Source organism: Maribacter sp. (assembly GCA_020629415.1).
In the GTDB taxonomy this organism is placed as follows: domain Bacteria; phylum Bacteroidota; class Bacteroidia; order Flavobacteriales; family Flavobacteriaceae; genus Maribacter; species Maribacter huludaoensis.
In genome coordinates this window covers 46,114-62,110 of sequence record JAHDDL010000002.1, presented here as the reverse complement: position 1 = coordinate 62,110, position 15,997 = coordinate 46,114, and the positions used below count along the sequence as shown (strand labels likewise).

At 35.5% G+C, this 15,997-nt stretch carries 22 protein-coding genes; 14 read left to right on the top strand and 8 right to left on the bottom strand.

What is annotated here, in order from left to right:
* Window positions 1-3: 3 nt before the first annotated feature.
* From QZ657_RS01500 to hisIE, 13 genes are all read left to right on the top strand, one after another.
* Window positions 4-819 carry a prohibitin family protein gene (locus QZ657_RS01500; RefSeq protein ID WP_276473398.1) on the top strand — a complete coding sequence of 272 codons (816 nt, stop codon included), beginning with the start codon at window positions 4-6 and terminating at the stop codon, window positions 817-819.
* A 234-nt stretch (window positions 820-1,053) separates the two neighbouring features.
* A complete protein-coding gene (gene hisG, locus QZ657_RS01495) occupies window positions 1,054-1,911 on the top strand; it encodes an ATP phosphoribosyltransferase (RefSeq protein WP_291962775.1) in 858 nt (285 codons plus the stop codon).
* Between the two features lie 126 nt (window positions 1,912-2,037).
* Window positions 2,038-3,321, top strand: a complete 1,284-nt coding sequence (hisD, locus tag QZ657_RS01490; RefSeq protein WP_291964499.1) for a histidinol dehydrogenase — start codon at window positions 2,038-2,040, stop codon at window positions 3,319-3,321.
* A 43-nt stretch (window positions 3,322-3,364) separates the two neighbouring features.
* Entirely contained in the window at window positions 3,365-4,411 is a 1,047-nt protein-coding gene (hisC, locus tag QZ657_RS01485; protein WP_291964498.1) for a histidinol-phosphate transaminase, read from the top strand.
* Window position 4,412: 1 nt separating this feature from the next.
* Window positions 4,413-5,549, top strand: coding sequence for a bifunctional histidinol-phosphatase/imidazoleglycerol-phosphate dehydratase HisB (gene hisB / locus QZ657_RS01480; RefSeq protein WP_058102629.1), 1,137 nt, complete (start codon window positions 4,413-4,415; stop codon window positions 5,547-5,549).
* A 32-nt stretch (window positions 5,550-5,581) separates the two neighbouring features.
* Window positions 5,582-5,932, top strand: a complete 351-nt coding sequence (locus QZ657_RS01475; RefSeq protein ID WP_291963759.1) for a four helix bundle protein — start codon at window positions 5,582-5,584, stop codon at window positions 5,930-5,932.
* A 60-nt stretch (window positions 5,933-5,992) separates the two neighbouring features.
* Window positions 5,993-6,574, top strand: coding sequence for an imidazole glycerol phosphate synthase subunit HisH (hisH, locus tag QZ657_RS01470; RefSeq protein ID WP_291964495.1), 582 nt, complete (start codon window positions 5,993-5,995; stop codon window positions 6,572-6,574).
* The gene (locus QZ657_RS01465; RefSeq protein WP_291964493.1) at window positions 6,574-6,981 is read left to right on the top strand and encodes a GNAT family N-acetyltransferase; all 408 of its coding nucleotides are present in this window, start codon (window positions 6,574-6,576) and stop codon (window positions 6,979-6,981) included. Before hisH ends, QZ657_RS01465 begins: the two co-directional genes overlap by 1 nt.
* A 71-nt stretch (window positions 6,982-7,052) precedes the next feature.
* Window positions 7,053-7,403 (top strand): four helix bundle protein, encoded by a 351-nt coding sequence (locus tag QZ657_RS01460; protein WP_291963757.1) that lies wholly within the window; start codon window positions 7,053-7,055, stop codon window positions 7,401-7,403.
* 101 nt (window positions 7,404-7,504) lie between these two features.
* Window positions 7,505-8,236, top strand: coding sequence for a 1-(5-phosphoribosyl)-5-[(5-phosphoribosylamino)methylideneamino]imidazole-4-carboxamide isomerase (gene hisA / locus QZ657_RS01455; protein WP_291964491.1), 732 nt, complete (start codon window positions 7,505-7,507; stop codon window positions 8,234-8,236).
* Window positions 8,229-8,744, top strand: coding sequence for a DinB family protein (locus QZ657_RS01450; protein WP_291964490.1), 516 nt, complete (start codon window positions 8,229-8,231; stop codon window positions 8,742-8,744). The genes hisA and QZ657_RS01450 overlap by 8 nt, the downstream gene beginning before the upstream one ends.
* Window positions 8,745-8,860: 116 nt before the next feature.
* Window positions 8,861-9,616, top strand: a complete 756-nt coding sequence (gene hisF, locus QZ657_RS01445; protein WP_291964489.1) for an imidazole glycerol phosphate synthase subunit HisF — start codon at window positions 8,861-8,863, stop codon at window positions 9,614-9,616.
* A 215-nt stretch (window positions 9,617-9,831) separates the two neighbouring features.
* Window positions 9,832-10,440 (top strand): bifunctional phosphoribosyl-AMP cyclohydrolase/phosphoribosyl-ATP diphosphatase HisIE, encoded by a 609-nt coding sequence (hisIE, locus tag QZ657_RS01440; protein ID WP_291964488.1) that lies wholly within the window; start codon window positions 9,832-9,834, stop codon window positions 10,438-10,440.
* Window positions 10,441-10,443: 3 nt separating this feature from the next.
* On the opposite strand, the gene QZ657_RS01435 is transcribed toward hisIE, so the two are convergent.
* From QZ657_RS01435 to QZ657_RS01415, 5 genes are all read right to left on the bottom strand, one after another.
* On the bottom strand, window positions 10,444-11,181 hold the full coding sequence (locus QZ657_RS01435; RefSeq protein WP_291964487.1) for a class I SAM-dependent methyltransferase: 738 nt from the start codon (window positions 11,179-11,181) through the stop codon (window positions 10,444-10,446).
* Window positions 11,174-11,593: a GNAT family N-acetyltransferase gene (locus tag QZ657_RS01430; protein WP_291964485.1), complete on the bottom strand. Its 420-nt coding sequence runs from the start codon at window positions 11,591-11,593 to the stop codon at window positions 11,174-11,176. Before QZ657_RS01430 ends, QZ657_RS01435 begins: the two co-directional genes overlap by 8 nt.
* A 43-nt stretch (window positions 11,594-11,636) precedes the next feature.
* The gene (locus QZ657_RS01425; protein WP_291964483.1) at window positions 11,637-11,831 is read right to left on the bottom strand and encodes a hypothetical protein; all 195 of its coding nucleotides are present in this window, start codon (window positions 11,829-11,831) and stop codon (window positions 11,637-11,639) included.
* The gene (locus QZ657_RS01420; RefSeq protein WP_291964481.1) at window positions 11,828-12,496 is read right to left on the bottom strand and encodes a hypothetical protein; all 669 of its coding nucleotides are present in this window, start codon (window positions 12,494-12,496) and stop codon (window positions 11,828-11,830) included. The genes QZ657_RS01425 and QZ657_RS01420 overlap by 4 nt, the downstream gene beginning before the upstream one ends.
* A gap of 129 nt (window positions 12,497-12,625) precedes the next feature.
* On the bottom strand, window positions 12,626-12,946 hold the full coding sequence (locus tag QZ657_RS01415; protein WP_071342139.1) for a winged helix-turn-helix transcriptional regulator: 321 nt from the start codon (window positions 12,944-12,946) through the stop codon (window positions 12,626-12,628).
* Window positions 12,947-13,062: 116 nt separating this feature from the next.
* On the opposite strand from QZ657_RS01415, the gene QZ657_RS01410 reads away from it, so the two are divergent.
* Window positions 13,063-13,575, top strand: a complete 513-nt coding sequence (locus QZ657_RS01410; protein WP_291964479.1) for a lactoylglutathione lyase family protein — start codon at window positions 13,063-13,065, stop codon at window positions 13,573-13,575.
* A gap of 63 nt (window positions 13,576-13,638) precedes the next feature.
* Here the strand turns inward: QZ657_RS01410 and QZ657_RS01405 are convergent, their stop codons facing one another.
* From QZ657_RS01405 to QZ657_RS01395, 3 genes are read right to left on the bottom strand one after another with little or no spacing between them, the layout of a single operon-like run.
* Window positions 13,639-14,727, bottom strand: a complete 1,089-nt coding sequence (locus tag QZ657_RS01405; protein ID WP_291963058.1) for a hypothetical protein — start codon at window positions 14,725-14,727, stop codon at window positions 13,639-13,641.
* Window positions 14,711-15,250 carry a hypothetical protein gene (locus QZ657_RS01400; protein WP_291963056.1) on the bottom strand — a complete coding sequence of 180 codons (540 nt, stop codon included), beginning with the start codon at window positions 15,248-15,250 and terminating at the stop codon, window positions 14,711-14,713. The genes QZ657_RS01405 and QZ657_RS01400 overlap by 17 nt, the downstream gene beginning before the upstream one ends.
* Window positions 15,250-15,792: an RNA polymerase sigma factor gene (locus tag QZ657_RS01395; RefSeq protein WP_252736432.1), complete on the bottom strand. Its 543-nt coding sequence runs from the start codon at window positions 15,790-15,792 to the stop codon at window positions 15,250-15,252. Before QZ657_RS01395 ends, QZ657_RS01400 begins: the two co-directional genes overlap by 1 nt.
* Window positions 15,793-15,997: the final 205 nt, after the last annotated feature.

The following is a 15,997-nucleotide window of genomic DNA, read 5'->3' as shown; positions in this document are numbered from 1 at the left end:
CTAATGGATAAGTTACCTAAGATTGCGTTGCCCGCAATATTTATTTTTATTGTAATTGTAATTGCAATTTCAAAATCAACTGTAACAATAGACTCTGGTCAAGCGGGAGTATTGTACAAAACATTTGGCGATGGTGTAGTAACGGATGAACCTCCAATGGGAGAAGGGTTTCATATAGTAGCACCATGGAATAAAGTTTTTATTTATGAAGTAAGGCAACAAGAAGTTTTTGAGAAAATGAATGTGCTTTCTAGTAATGGTCTAGATATAAAATTAGATGCTTCGGCTTGGTTTCAGCCTAAGTTTAATGAATTAGGGAAATTACATCAAGAAAAGGGTGAAGATTACGTACAACGTGTTCTTTTGCCAACTATACGTTCAGCCGCCCGTTCTGTTGTTGGTCGTTATACACCAGAGCAGTTATATTCTAGTAAAAGAGACGCAATTCAAGCTGAAATATTTGAAGAGACCAAAAAGATTGTGGAAGACGAGTACATTCAATTAAACGAAATATTGGTACGTGATGTAACTTTGCCACCAACAATTAAAGAGGCTATTGAACGAAAGTTGCGCCAAGAACAGGAATCTTTGGAGTATGAGTTTCGTTTGGTAACGGCCAAGAAAGAAGCGGAAAAAGTAACTATTGAAGCCCAAGGTAAAGCAGATGCCAACAGAATTTTAAGTGCTTCCTTAACTGATAAAATACTTCAGGACAAAGGTATAGATGCTACTCTAAAGTTGTCCGAATCACCTAATTCTAAAGTAATTGTCGTGGGTGGTGGAGAATCTGGTCTACCTTTAATTTTAGGTAACAACTAATACACATGTAACATTATTTTTGTTTCATTTTAAACTTTTGTTTTGTGAAATGAAAAATACCTTTTACTTTTACATCAGAATGAAAAACAGAACTACACATCATCATTTCCATATTCACGCTCAGGCGAGGTAGGAATGTATTGTAGTAGAACAACATATTTAAAAACCCGTTTGAGCAATCAAACGGGTTTTGTATTTAAATCTCTTTTGGTTGCCAAGCATTAAATTAAAACAATGACTAAAATTAGAATTGCTATTCAGAAATCGGGAAGACTTAATGAAGAATCCCTTCAAATTTTAAAAGACTGCGGAATTTCAATTGATAACGGCAAAGATCAATTAAAAGCATCTTCAAGAAATTTTCCAATGGAGGTTTTTTATCTAAGAAATGGTGACATCCCGCAGTACTTAAGAGATGGTGTAGTAGATATTGCTATTATAGGAGAAAATGTATTGATTGAAAAAGGAGAAGATATTTCCATTGCAGAAAAATTGGGCTTCTCTAAATGTAAAGTTTCCTTGGCCGTACCAAAATCAGTTAAATATAATTCGGTAAAGGATTTTGAGGGTAAACGTATTGCTACTTCCTACCCAAATACAGTACTTAACTATTTGAAAGATAAAGGGGTTAGTGCAGACCTCCACATTATTAACGGTTCTGTTGAAATAGCGCCCAATATTGGACTTGCAGATGCCATTTGTGATATTGTATCTAGCGGTAGTACTTTATTCAAGAATAACTTGAAAGAAGTAGAAGTAATGCTTACCAGTGAGGCGGTGTTAGCGGTTTCTCCCAAAATATCAAAAGAGCGAAGAGAATTGCTTGAGAAACTACAATTCAGAATTCAATCGGTTTTGCGCGCAAGAGCTTCAAAGTATGTCTTGTTGAATGCGCCAAATGATAAATTAGAAGGTATTTTGAAATTGTTACCGGGCATGAGGAGTCCTACAGTTTTACCTTTAGCGGATGCGGGATGGAGTTCTGTGCATACCGTAATCAATAAAGATACTTTTTGGGAAGTAATAGATGAATTAAAAAAAGCCGGTGCAGAAGGTATCTTGGTTTGCCCAATTGAAAAGATGGTATTGTAAAATAGTATTAAGTACTAAGTATTAAGTAGTATTATTTGGAATTGATATTAGATGGAAATGTTCATTGTTCTATTTACATTTCGTAAACCAAAAACGAACAACCATCAACGAACAATTAAATAAATAATGAATAAAATATATAATCCACAGAGAGTAGATTGGAACAACGTTTTAAAACGACCTACGCAAACCGTTGCTGATATTGAAGGTTTGGTGAATGGTATTTTTGAAGAAGTACGATCAAATGGTGACGATACCATTAAAAAGTATACCGAACAATTTGATAAGGTGGTCTTGGAAAATATGCTTGTGACAAAGACCGAAATTGAAGATGCTCAAAAATCGGTCTCGGATGATTTGAAAGAAGCTATAAAGCTTGCAAAAGCTAATATAGAGGTATTTCATAAGGCTCAGAAAACCGAGCGTATTGAAGTGGAAACTGCTGCGGGAGTTTCTTGCTGGCAAGAGAAAAGACCTATACAGAAGGTAGGATTGTATATACCTGGAGGTACGGCACCTTTATTTTCTACTATTTTAATGCTGGCCGTGCCTGCAGCTATAGCTGGCTGTAAAGAAATAGTATTGTGCTCCCCACCGGATAAGGATGGTAAACTAAACCCGGCTATTCTTTATACGGCAAATTTATGCGGTGTTACCAAAATAGTGAAAGTAGGTGGTATACAGGCTATTGCGGGAATGACCTTTGGTACAGCCACTATTCCGCAGGTATATAAAATATTTGGACCGGGTAACCAGTATGTAACCGTCGCCAAACAAATTGCTACCAAATATGGTGTAGCCATAGATATGCCGGCAGGTCCTTCAGAATTATTGGTGGTTGCAGATGATTCTGCAAACGCCGCCTTTGTTGCTTCAGATTTACTGAGTCAGGCTGAACATGGCGTAGATAGTCAGGTAATTTTGGTATCGACTTCAAAAATTATGATTGATGCTGTTGAGAAGGAAGTAGCGCTACAATTAGAAGAATTGCCACGTAAGGAAATCGCAAAGCAGGCAATTGCAAATAGTAAATTAATATATGTTGATAATGATCAAGATGCTATTGATTTAATAAATGAATACGGACCGGAACATTACATTGTTTGTGTAGAAAATGAAGATTTCTACATTGACAACACCCAAAACGCAGGTTCAGTGTTCATAGGAAATTATACGCCTGAAAGTGCCGGTGATTATGCATCGGGTACCAATCATACCTTACCTACCAATGGTTATGCCAAGCAATATAGCGGTGTAAACTTAGATAGTTTTATGAAGAGTATGACCTTTCAAAAGATAAATGAAAAAGGAATCCAAACCATAGGCAAAGCAATTGAGCTAATGGCTGAAGCAGAAGGCTTGCAGGCTCACAAGAATGCTGTGACCTTAAGATTAAACAGTTTAAAATAATGTCATTTTGGCTATGCTGAATGACCAATTCAATGTTGAACTAATGAGTTTCAATTTAAACAATATTACAAGGGAAAATGTTAAGGGTTTAAGTCCGTATTCTTCTGCACGTGACGAATATGTGTCCGATGGTTCTACCATGGTTTTCTTAGATGCTAATGAAAATCCGTTTGAAAACGGAGTTAATAGATATCCTGATCCACAACAACGTGGTCTAAAGGCTATTTTAGCTGAACAGAAAGGAATCAAGGAAGAAAACATACTTTTAGGTAATGGTAGTGATGAAGTTTTGGATCTGTTGTTCAGAGCCTTCTGTGAGCCTAAACAGGATAATATTATCACCTTGCCGCCAACATACGGCATGTATAAGGTACTTTCGGGTATTAATTTAGTCGAAAATAGAGAAGTATTACTGACTACTGAATTTCAGCCGAATATTGTAAAAATTAAAAAGGCAATTGATGAGCATACCAAATTGTTGTTTTTCTGTTCTCCAAATAATCCTACGGGGAATAGTTTCTCTACTTCAATCATTGAAGAGCTTTTACATTCTTTTAATGGGCTAGTGGTTATCGATGAAGCGTATATCGACTTTTCATCCGAAGAAAGCTGGACATTTAAATTAGCAGATTATCCTAATTTAATTGTTACTCAGACCTTATCAAAAGCTTATGGTATGGCAGGTATTCGTCTGGGTATATGTTTGGCATCCCCAGAGATTATCGCGGTAATCAATAAAATTAAACCGCCATATAATGTTAATCAGCTTACCCAAGACAAGGCTATTGAAAGGGTATCTGACCAAAAAGCCGTGCAAACAGAAGTTGCTTCCATTCTTGAAGAGCGTGAAAAACTGATGGAAACATTGAAAACCATATCTTTTGTTTCTACCATTTATCCTACCGATGCTAATTTTATCCTGGCTAAAGTTGATGATGCTACACTACGTTATAATCAATTATTAGAAAAAGGTATCGTTGTACGTAACCGAACTACGCAACCCTTATGTGAAAATACGCTTAGATTTACCGTGGGTACATCAGAAGAAAATAATATTGTAATTACCGCTTTAAGAGCACTATCGAACTAATATGAAAAAAAGAGTACTATTTATAGACCGTGACGGTACAATTATAAAAGAAACTGTAGATGAGCAGATCGATGCATTTGAGAAAATGATTTTCTATCCTAAGGCATTTACATATTTAGGTAAAATAGCGAAAGAATTGGATTATGAATTGGTCATGATTACCAATCAAGACGGCTTAGGTACAGATGTATTTCCAGAGGATACCTTTTGGCCGGTTCATAATTTCATTCTTAAGTCTTTCGAGAATGAAGGCGTTGTTTTTGATAAGGTTTTTCTTGACCGTACTTTTCCCCATGAAAATGCCGACACTAGAAAACCTGGCACCGGATTATTGACCGAATATTTTTCCGAGGATTATGATCTGGAGAATTCCTTTGTGATCGGTGACCGATTAACGGATATGGAATTGGCTAAAAACTTAGGTTCTAAAGGGATTTTCATTAACGATAATACGAATCTTGGCACTGGTGAAATCACAGTAAAACGTGACGAATTAGATAGCCATATTGCTATTGAAAGTAATGATTGGGAAAAGATATATGAGTTTTTAAAGCTGAATGATAGAACGGCTGAAATTCATAGAAAGACCAATGAAACCGATATTGCCATACAATTGAACTTAGACGGTACCGGTAAAAGTGATATTAAAACCGGATTGGCATTTTTTGACCATATGCTAGACCAATTGGCTCGTCATGGGCAAATGGATTTAACCATTAAGGTTGATGGCGATTTAGAAGTTGATGAACACCATACTATTGAAGATACCGGTATTGCCTTAGGTGAAGTTTTTCATAATGCCTTAGGGAATAAATTAGGCATAGAACGTTACGGATTCTGTTTACCAATGGACGATTGTTTGGCGCAATCCGCTATTGATTTTGGTGGCAGAAATTGGCTAGTATGGGATGCAGACTTTAAGCGTGAAATGGTAGGGGACATGCCAACTGAAATGTTTCACCATTTCTTTAAGTCGTTCACAGACGGAGCAAAAGCCAACTTGAACATTAAAGCCGAAGGTACCAACGAACATCATAAAATAGAAGCTATATTCAAAGCTTTTGCAAAAAGCATCAAAATGGCGGTAAAAAGAGATGTAGAAAAGATGGTGTTACCAAGTACTAAAGGAGTATTATAAGTTACGAGGTGTGAAGTTAAAAGTACAAAGTAATGCAAGATTTAAAAAATCGAACCAAACAATTTGCAATTGATTGTTGGGTGTTCTGTAAACATGTTCCAAGATCAAGGGAGTTAGATGCTTGGGTAAGGCAATTAATTAGGTGCTCTAGTTCTGTTGGTGCAAATTATAGAGCTTCGCAAAGAGCAAAATCTACCGCTGATTTTATAAATAAACTCAAGATTGTTGAAGAGGAAATTGATGAATCTGCATATTGGTTAGAATTGTTTTTAGAAGTTAATTCTGAAAGAAAAGAAGAAATAGACAAATTGCACAGTGAGGCTAAAGAACTTTTAGCAATAATCGTTGCCTCGATAAAAACGTCAAGAGCAAATAGAATGTAAAGAAATGAAAAATACAATAAACACCTTGTACTTTGTACTTTTAACCTTGTATCTGAGCTTATGAAAATTGTTATCATAAATTACGGCGCCGGAAATATACAGAGCATAAAATTTGCCATCAAAAGGTTAGGTTTTGATGCTGTTTTAAGTAGCGATGCCGAGGAAATAAAAAATGCCGATAAAGTAATTTTTCCGGGAGTAGGTGAGGCAAGCAGTGCTATGAAAATGCTTTTGAATAGTGGTCTGGATAGCATAATACCAACCTTAAAACAGCCTGTTTTAGGTATTTGTTTAGGCATGCAATTAATGTGTAATTCATCTGAAGAGGGGAATACCAAAGGTTTGGGCATTTTTGATGTTAATGTCATAAAATTTGATACTAGCGTAAAGGTTCCCCAAATTGGTTGGAATCAAATATCGAACTTAAAATCAGATTTGTTTGGCTCCATTGCCGAGGATGAGCATATTTACTTGGTTCATAGCTTTTATGCCCCATTGTGTAGCGAAACTATAGCTGAATGTTCATACGGACTCAACTATAGCGCAGCATTACAAAAAGAAAATTTTTACGGTACGCAGTTTCACCCAGAGAAATCTAGTGATGTTGGTGAGAAAATTTTAGAGAACTTTTTAAAAATGTAATGAAGCCGAATTACTTTATTTCCAAAGATAAAAGTCTATTAAACGTAGAAGCCATACAGGAGTTTATCGCAAATTCTTATTGGGGAAATAATAGGACTATTGATGATGTAAAGACCACTATTGAACATTCGTACTGTTTTGGTATTTATACCACTGAGAATGAACAAATTGGTTTTGCCAGGGTAGTAACCGACTACATTTATTTTGGATATTTTATGGATGTCATTATCCTTGATAAATTCCAAGGTAAGGGTTACGGTAAAAAATTGGTAGCCTTTATGTTAGAAGACCCAATCATAAAAAACCTAAAAACACTTGCATTAAAAACCAAGGATGCCCATAAAATGTATGAGCGTTACGGATTTAATAAAATAGGAGATTCAGCATTGTGGATGTCTGTTGATTAACAAATTTTAGAATAGTTAGTGAGAAGTACAGAGTACAAAGTATTAAGTAAAAAGTACTGGGTATTAAATAGATGAATAATTATAGAGAACTACATATTTGGAAAAAAGGGATGCAGCTTGTTGAGGAAATTTATTTCTTATCAAAGAAATTACCGGATGATGAAAAATTTGGTTTGACTTCTCAGATTAAAAGATGTAGTGTTTCTATACCATCAAATATTGCAGAGGGAGCAGGTAGAAATTCGAATAAAGAATTCGCACGATTTCTTAGTATTGCAAATGGCTCAACCACAGAACTTGAAACACAATTAATACTAACTGTAAACTTGAAATTTTTACTAGAAACAGATATAAATAATGCTTTGGTGTTATGCCAAGAAATTAAGAACATGAATTATGCTTTACAAAAAAGCTTAAAATAATGATAGTTAACATAAGTAAGATGTATGTAATTTAGTAATGACTTATTCCTAAGGACTTAATACTTTGTACTTTTTACTTAATACTTAATACAACTATAAAAATGAGAATAATACCAGCCATAGATATCATAGACGGTAAGTGTGTACGCCTTTCTAAAGGGGATTATGATACCAAAAAGATATACAATGAAAACCCGTTAGAAGTTGCGAAAGAGTTTGAAGCACATGGAATAAGACACTTGCATTTAGTGGATTTAGATGGTGCAAAATCTAAGCATATTGTGAACCATAAAGTACTGGAGCAAATTGCAACCAAAACCGGACTACAGATTGATTTTGGTGGCGGATTAAAAACGGATGAAGATTTACGTATCGCTTTTGAAAGTGGTGCCAAGCAAATTACTGGTGGTAGTATTGCAGTTAAGGATGCTGAAACATTTATGGGTTGGATAGAAAAGCATGGTTCCGATAAAATAATATTGGGAGCCGATGCCATGGATGAAAAAGTAGCTGTTTCGGGCTGGTTAGAAGAATCTAAAGAAGAGTTGATTCCTTTTATACAATCGTACCAAGAAAAGGGAATTCAATACGTAATTTGTACGGATATTAGTAAAGATGGTATGTTAGAAGGTCCGTCTTTTAATTTATACTCAAAAATTATCAGTTCAACGGAATCTGGAATAAAACTGATTGCAAGCGGAGGAATATCTACTTTTGATGAGTTGCCTAAATTAGCCGAAATGGGTTGTGAAGGGACAATTATTGGTAAGGCTATTTACGAGAACAGAATTAGTTTAAAACAGTTGGAATCTTATATTTTAAGCAATGGATAAGGAATTTCAAATTATTGAAGAGCTAAAGCAAAATGCCTTGTATCGTATAGATGAAAGTACACGTATGATCAAGAAAAGTCTTGCTGTTATTTCTGAAGAAGAAGTATGGCAAAAACCGAACGCTTCTTTAAATAGCATTGCAAATTTAATTCTTCATTTGTGCGGTAATATATCGCAATATGCTATATCGTCTTTAGGAGAAAATGAAGATAAGAGAAATCGTGATGCAGAGTTTACTGCTACTGGTGGTTACACCAAAGAAGAATTGCTAAATAAGTTGGATGATGTGCTAGACTCGGCAAAAAGAATCATTTTTGATGCTTCAACAGCTCAATTGGTTCAAAAACGTTCAGTACAGGGATTTTCTTTTTCTGGAATAGGTATTATTCTCCACGTGGTAGAACACTACTCATATCATACTGGACAAATAGCCTTTTGGGTAAAACAGCTGAAGAATAAGGACCTTGGCTTTTATGACGGTGTAGATTTGAATATAAAAAATAAGTAACGAGATAAAAGTACAGAGTACAAAGTACGAAGTACTGAGGTTACAGTAATTGACAACTTGATGTTAACAAAGAATACTTAGTACTTAATACTAAGTACTTAATACTTTTAAAAAAAATGCTTGCAAAAAGAATAATTCCCTGTTTGGATATAAAAGACGGTAGAACGGTTAAAGGCGTGAATTTTGTTGATTTACGTGATGCCGGTGACCCTGTTGAACTTGCTGAAATTTATAGTAAAGAAGGGGCAGATGAATTGGTCTTTTTAGACATTTCAGCAACGGAACAAAAACGCAAAACATTGGCTGATTTGGTATTTAGAGTTGCTGAAAAAGTGAATATTCCATTTACCGTAGGTGGCGGAATTTCCTCTGTAGCAGATGTAGATATTCTATTGCAAAATGGTGCCGATAAAGTGTCTATAAACTCATCGGCAGTTAAGAATCCGCAGTTGATTAATGATTTGGTGGCCAAATTTGGTTCACAATGCATTGTGGTGGCTATAGATGCCAAACAGATAGATGGAGAATGGATTGTGCATTTAGTGGGTGGCAAAGTTCCTACCGAGCGTAAGTTGTTTGAATGGGCCAAGGAAGTTGAAGAGCGCGGTGCTGGTGAAATTCTATTTACATCAATGGATAATGATGGTACCAAAGATGGATTTGCAAATGAAGCTTTGGCTAGACTGTCGACAGAATTGAATATACCCATTATCGCTTCTGGTGGTGCAGGTAATATGCAGCATTTTTCAGATACTTTTATAGAAGGAAAAGCAGATGCAGCTTTGGCGGCAAGTGTTTTTCATTTTAAGGAAATAGGGATTCAGGAATTGAAACTTGAATTACAGGGGAACGGAATTCCAGTAAGGGTTTAGTTTCAATAAGTAGTCGCTAAGTGGTTAGTTGGCAGTTACAGTTTTCAGTAACAGGTGACAGTGACCGACATTAGATAGAATGTCACCCTGGGCGCAGTCGAAGGCTTTGGAACACGAATTTTCACTTCGGCTACGCTCAGTGACCTAGACAGAACTAAAGGCTTAGAAAAGAATTAAAATAAAATTAGAATACAATACAATACAATACAATACATATGGAGTTTAAAACACCGGATTGGAATAAAACAAATGACGGATTAATACCTGCAATCATACAAGATGCACGTACTAAAAACGTATTAATGTTGGGCTACATGAATGCTGAAGCGCTAAGTAAAACCACCGAAACGGGTAAGGTTACTTTCTTTAGTAGATCTAAAAACCGATTGTGGACCAAAGGTGAGGAAAGTGGCAATTTTCTAAATTTGGTATCCATTAAAAATGATTGTGATCAAGATTCATTATTAATTTCGGTAAATCCTATAGGTCCTACATGCCACACAGGTACCGATACTTGTTGGAAAGAAAGCAATGATTCAAACTTTGGGTTCTTTTCTGAATTGGAATCAACTATTGAACAAAGACGCACGAATGCCGATGGAGAAAAATCATATGTAGCTTCCTTATTTGCAAAAGGCATTAATAAAGTAGCCCAGAAAGTGGGAGAGGAGGCCGTTGAAACTGTAATTGAGGCTATGGATAATAATGATGAGCTTTTCTTGTACGAAAGTGCCGACTTATTGTTTCATTATCTAATGCTCTTACAAGCAAAAGGTTTTACACTTAAAGATATTGAGGCTGAATTGATGAAACGTAAAAAATAATCTTTACAACCCATATATTTTTACCGTATATGCGCTTAAAAATGTGTTTGCTTTTATTGTAGGATGGGTTGTATTCAACTTGGTTTCTAATTCTTGTTGTAGCTTTTCAAATAAATTTTCTGTTCCAAAAGTATTGGCCATTGTTGTGTAGTCGTTTTTAGAGGACAACAACACATGTGCTAAATCGGCTACTGTGATATCAAAGCGAATTGACTGTTTATACTGGCTATTTAAATGTACGTTCGTGGTATGTAGTCCAGAAAAGTTGATTTCATGATCATAGTCAGAAGTCACACCTGTTTCTGTACCTACGCCAAGCAGTTTTAATATATCTGTCAAAAGAATTTCAAAATCATAAGCTATGATGAGGGAATTAGCTTTTGATACCCTTATGCATTCATCTAATAGTTCTTGAGATTTTGCATAAAATAATGACCCTGCAAACGTAATGATATCAAACCTTTCACTGTCAAAGTTCAGGGTTTTGGTTTGCATTAACTCATAGCTAACGCCAGTGTGTTTAATGGACTTTTTGATCATCTCTTTACTTGGGTCAACACCAATTACGTTATTGCAAAATTTGGATAGGGCTATGGCAGATTGCCCGGTACCGCAACCAATGTCTAATCCAAAATTACTTTTAGGGGTAGTAGGAAGGTACATTTTTAAAATATCTTCATGTAAAGAAGGTCTATAAGCTGCGTAATGCAGGGCTGTTATTTGGTCATACTCTTTACTCATATTCAAAAGTTCTTTCCATGATTACGAAATCTATTCCCCCTTTCACATAGGTTTTATTGGTTTTGTGCATTTGGAATTTGGTGTAAAAGGTGCTTTTGTTCTGTCTGGCATTACACCAAATTTTTGTCAATTTTTTAGTATTGGCAATGTGCATTATTTCTTCCAATAATATGCTTCCATAGCCTTTACCTTGGTAGTCTTCTAAGGTAGCAAATTTTCGAAATTGACCTTCATCGCCATCAATAAATAAAGAAAGAACCGATATAAGTTTGTGTTCTATAAATAGTCCGTAATGCAGACCTTCATGGTCTTTTGGAAGCTTTACGTAGTCCAATGGTTGATTTGGCCACATAACCAAATGTCTTATAGGTAGTGTGTCTGCGGCAGAAATCTCAATTATTTTTGTGGTCATTGACATGGTGCAAGCTTGACCTCAAATATAACTAGGTTCTGGATTATTCAAGTACTAAACGATCTTGAACTTTTTCAATTGACACCCATTTAAAAGTTATTGGTGACCATTCACTTATTGGATTTGCCTTGTATGAAGCTTTGTTCTTTACGAAAACCTGATTGTTTTCAGTGAACACGTGTTGCGTGTCTATACCTTTTTTAGCGTAACGCTTTTTTGATTTTCTTCTGTTGATCATTGCACGTTTTTCTTATAACGGTTACGTCCCATATTAAATATGCCAACTTTAATGCCTATACCGGCTGAAAAGCCGTTAATTCTAGAAATTCTGGTGGGTGGTAATTCTATTTTGCTAGAAAAACGATATTTCACACCTGCTTCTAGTTGTAAGTATCTAGAGATATTAAAAAGAGCATTTATTCCCGGTTCGGCAACAAATACTTCATCAAAATCATCTTCGGTAAGTTCCTCTTCAAAATTATCGTCGTGTCTATATGTTGCGTCCACGTAACCTACGGCACCGGCTCCAAGCAACAACGGAAAACTTAAATTAATTCTTTTCTTACTGAACAATATGGGTTCTAAATGTAACCCGCCATAAACAGCAATTAAATCTTCATATCTAGAGAGTGTATTGTTAAAGATATCTTGTTCGGAATATAAAAAATTGGCAGCAAATCCAACTTCGAACTGTTGATTGGCAACATAGGCAATTTTTAATCCCCCCAAATAGGCCCTTTCATTTTCAACTTCTCCTAAGCCCATATGAATACCAACATAGACGCCATGTACTACATTGTTGCGATCGTTAAATTCAAGGTAATCATCAGTTTCCTCTTGTCCGTAGCTACACATGGCGGACAGGAATAAAAACAATAGAAGGCTAAATTGAAGTGGTTTCATTACTGTTCGATTTTTGATTGATTATCTAATAGACAACCTAAGCAACAAATAGTTGCACCAAAAACCACTATTTTTTAGATAAAACCCAAAATTCTACATTTTGTTGTGTAAACATACCTCTAATTACTTTTAAACGAGCTTATTAGAGGTGTCATTGGCTCCCCATGAGTCAAGACTAAGTAAAATAGTTTTAAGGGATTTTCCACGTTCGGTCAAACCATATTCTACTTTTGGAGGAACAACAGGATACACTATACGTTCTACCAAGCCATCTTTTTCCAATTCGCGTACGGTTTGTGTGAACATTTTATTGGATATTCCCGGTACTTTTTTCTGTAATACTCCCGATCGTAATGCGCCATCCAATAAATGAAAAAGTACAATAGGTTTCCATTTGGTACCAATTAGATTCATCGTATGGTCTAACGGGCAATATTTTTTAGTGTTCATTTAAAATTTAATTATTTGAAAATCAATATTTTACTCTTTTTGGTAACTATGGCACTTTTGGGTAAGTTATTGTCCATAAGGCAAATATAGATTTATTTTGCAGTAAAATTAGAACTATGGATAAGAATAAAGAATACCCAAAATCATTTTCGCATATTGGCATTACAGTACCGGACTTACAGAAAGCGGTAGAATTTTACTCAGAAGTAATGGGTTGGTACGTAATTATGAAACCATCAAAAATTAAAAAAGAAAAAGAAACAGCGATCGGATTAATGTGTATTGATGTTTTTGGTAATGATTGGGAAGAGTTTGAAATTGCACATATGTCTACCTCAGATGGTATAGGTGTAGAATTGTTCTCTTTTCCTCATGGGGTTAAAGAAGCACCGGAATTTAATCCTTTCAATACAGGATTATTTCATTTTTGTATTCAAGACCCAAATATAGAAGATTTGGTCGCTAAAATTGTGGCACATGGAGGCAAACAGCGTATGCCTATACGTTCATACTACCCAAATGACAAACCCTATAAAATGTGTTATGTTGAAGACCCTTTTGGGATTGTTTTTGAAGTATACACGCACAGTTATGAACTAACTTATTCTTCTGGTGCGTATTCAGAATAGATTGGATTATGATACAAAAGCGATTAGCTTATACAAGATAACTAATCGCTTTTTCTAATTCCATTAAATTTCTTTTATTAGAACAACCCCTTTTTTACCTGAAATAGAAATGTGTCCTTGTCCTTTTTTACCATATTTTGCCTTTATTTCACGTAACTTTTTGCCCTTGTCCAACATTTTGGAATCTACGTCATGAAATGATTTTGGCAATCTTACCAAACCTTCTTCTAAAGTTGCAGAGAAGACATGTGGAAAGTTAATAACATTGATGTGTATTTCAGATGATTCTTGCTCCAAGCTTATTTTAGACGTTGCAGAAAGGATATTCTTTACCCATAAATCTGAAATTTTTAAGTTCAAATCAATATCCTTTTTAAGGCGATGTAAGCGTAGTTTACTAAATTTAAGATTGCCGTAAAGAGTACCTATCTCCCGTATATCAACTTCATCTTTATTAGAGTAAAATTCAAGGGACTCTACTTGGTGTATTTCTATGTTGCTACCGCTACTATTAAGTCTCATGGTATTCGCATGGTCCATATCCAAACCGCCATTGGTAATATCTATATTGGCATAATTGATATTTTTTGCCCTAAGCTTTCCATATTTGATACTTACATCCGCTTTATTCAAATTATCGCTTATCCACATATCTCCATGCTGTACATCTGCCATTAATATACCTATCCAATCCTCAATAAAAACATCGCCAAATTTATTGATGACCTCTAGTTCAACTTTTTGGGGCACGTAAACCTTATAATCAATTTGCACATTGCTTCGGTCAAAATCGAACGGATTGGCTTTTTCAAAAAGGTTAGAGAAAAATCCGGAGTTCTTATCCGCTATTTCATAGTTAACGGATATAAATTTATCACTATGTCTTATTACAGGTTTTATTCTATTCAAGAGCTCTTGGGCGTTTTCCCTTTTCTTATCGGTCACCGTAATATTGACGGTGATGGAGACTTCATTCTTGACCCATCCGTAGATATTGATATCACCGTATTTATTTTCCAAATGAAGCTCTCCTGCGTTGGTAAAAGGGTAGGTTTTAGAGATATCGTTAGATACCTTTTCTTGTGCCAAGGCTGTAAAACCAAGCAGCATCGCCAAGGCGAAAAGCTTAAGCTTCTTACAAAGTATATCCATAATCGTCTTCTTTAATTTTAGATTCGTTTAGCTGCTGCAATAGATTTTCAATGAGTTCTATGCGCTTTCTATAATTGGAAACAATGGCTGCCAAAACCTGTTCATTATCTAGATTGTTCTGCATTTCAAGTTTTAGTTGCTCATATTCGGCATCAAGCTCTACCATAAATGACAGAAACTCTTCTTTATCTGCCGCTGTTAATTGATTGTTGTTTTGCACTAATTGTACTTGGTAGGTTACCAAACCTTTGTAATGCATATCTATATCCTGTAGTTCCTTAGAGACATAATGGGTTGGTGTATTGGGGTTGCCAAAGAAGGTAAGCCCAACAATTCCGGTAATTCCCAGCAGAATTACTATACTGGCAGCAATACGTACCATGGGCGATTTCCAGAGCGGTACCACCTTTGGTGGATTTTCGTTCAATTGCGCTGCAATATTTGCCCACATTTTTGCACGGTCTGCCTTGTGATCATCAAAGACCGCTTTATTATCCCGTATATGTTTTTCAAATTGATCCATTACAATCCGTTTATAATTTCTACTAATTTCTTTTTTGCTCTGTGATACTGTGATTTAGAGGTAGATGTGGTTATGCCCAAAACATCACTAATCTCATTGTGATCATATCCTTCCAATAGGTATAGGTTTATTATTTGCTTATACCCTAATGGAAGTTTTTCAATACCAGATTTCACTTTTAAAATATCCATGGCATTCACTTTTTCAATTTCCACTTCATCGGTTAGGTGGTATTCATGCTCATCCATAGAGGTAAGCGGTAGCCGCTTTACCTTTAAATGGTTAATACTCTTATTTATGACAATACGTTTTAACCAAGCACCAAAAGAAGACTCATATTTAAACCTATCCAGGTTTTTGAAAGCATCTACAAAACTATCTTGCACAATATCTTCGGCATCTTCCTTAATTCCCAAAAACCGCATACTAACGTTGTACATGGCATCAACATAGAGCTCGTACAGTTGATACTGCGAGGTTCTATCGCCAGTCTTGCTGCGCTCAACAAGGGATCGATGCGTAAAACGAATTTCGGTTTCCAATGAATTTAGGTGGTTATTTGTACTCTAAAATTGGTTTCTATGATAAAGACAACCAATTTTTTAGATAGTTGCATTTTGCTACAATTTATTTGAAACTAATAGACTTGTAAGTTAGTACGATCCAAAGGGGCGAATGTTACCATTTCGATAAAACTTTCTTAAGCATGCAACCTTTTACAAATTATGTTGTCAATTAGTAATGTTC

Coding starts and splice junctions, on each gene's coding strand:
- QZ657_RS01500 (WP_276473398.1), top strand. CDS start 4: ATGGATAAGTTACCTAAGATTGCGTTGCCCGCAATATTTATTTTTATT.
- hisG (WP_291962775.1), top strand. CDS start 1,054: ATGACTAAAATTAGAATTGCTATTCAGAAATCGGGAAGACTTAATGAA.
- hisD (WP_291964499.1), top strand. CDS start 2,038: ATGAATAAAATATATAATCCACAGAGAGTAGATTGGAACAACGTTTTA.
- hisC (WP_291964498.1), top strand. CDS start 3,365: ATGAGTTTCAATTTAAACAATATTACAAGGGAAAATGTTAAGGGTTTA.
- hisB (WP_058102629.1), top strand. CDS start 4,413: ATGAAAAAAAGAGTACTATTTATAGACCGTGACGGTACAATTATAAAA.
- QZ657_RS01475 (WP_291963759.1), top strand. CDS start 5,582: ATGCAAGATTTAAAAAATCGAACCAAACAATTTGCAATTGATTGTTGG.
- hisH (WP_291964495.1), top strand. CDS start 5,993: ATGAAAATTGTTATCATAAATTACGGCGCCGGAAATATACAGAGCATA.
- QZ657_RS01465 (WP_291964493.1), top strand. CDS start 6,574: ATGAAGCCGAATTACTTTATTTCCAAAGATAAAAGTCTATTAAACGTA.
- QZ657_RS01460 (WP_291963757.1), top strand. CDS start 7,053: ATGAATAATTATAGAGAACTACATATTTGGAAAAAAGGGATGCAGCTT.
- hisA (WP_291964491.1), top strand. CDS start 7,505: ATGAGAATAATACCAGCCATAGATATCATAGACGGTAAGTGTGTACGC.
- QZ657_RS01450 (WP_291964490.1), top strand. CDS start 8,229: ATGGATAAGGAATTTCAAATTATTGAAGAGCTAAAGCAAAATGCCTTG.
- hisF (WP_291964489.1), top strand. CDS start 8,861: ATGCTTGCAAAAAGAATAATTCCCTGTTTGGATATAAAAGACGGTAGA.
- hisIE (WP_291964488.1), top strand. CDS start 9,832: ATGGAGTTTAAAACACCGGATTGGAATAAAACAAATGACGGATTAATA.
- QZ657_RS01435 (WP_291964487.1), bottom strand. CDS start 11,181: ATGAGTAAAGAGTATGACCAAATAACAGCCCTGCATTACGCAGCTTAT.
- QZ657_RS01430 (WP_291964485.1), bottom strand. CDS start 11,593: ATGACCACAAAAATAATTGAGATTTCTGCCGCAGACACACTACCTATA.
- QZ657_RS01425 (WP_291964483.1), bottom strand. CDS start 11,831: ATGATCAACAGAAGAAAATCAAAAAAGCGTTACGCTAAAAAAGGTATA.
- QZ657_RS01420 (WP_291964481.1), bottom strand. CDS start 12,496: ATGAAACCACTTCAATTTAGCCTTCTATTGTTTTTATTCCTGTCCGCC.
- QZ657_RS01415 (WP_071342139.1), bottom strand. CDS start 12,946: ATGAACACTAAAAAATATTGCCCGTTAGACCATACGATGAATCTAATT.
- QZ657_RS01410 (WP_291964479.1), top strand. CDS start 13,063: ATGGATAAGAATAAAGAATACCCAAAATCATTTTCGCATATTGGCATT.
- QZ657_RS01405 (WP_291963058.1), bottom strand. CDS start 14,727: ATGGATATACTTTGTAAGAAGCTTAAGCTTTTCGCCTTGGCGATGCTG.
- QZ657_RS01400 (WP_291963056.1), bottom strand. CDS start 15,250: ATGGATCAATTTGAAAAACATATACGGGATAATAAAGCGGTCTTTGAT.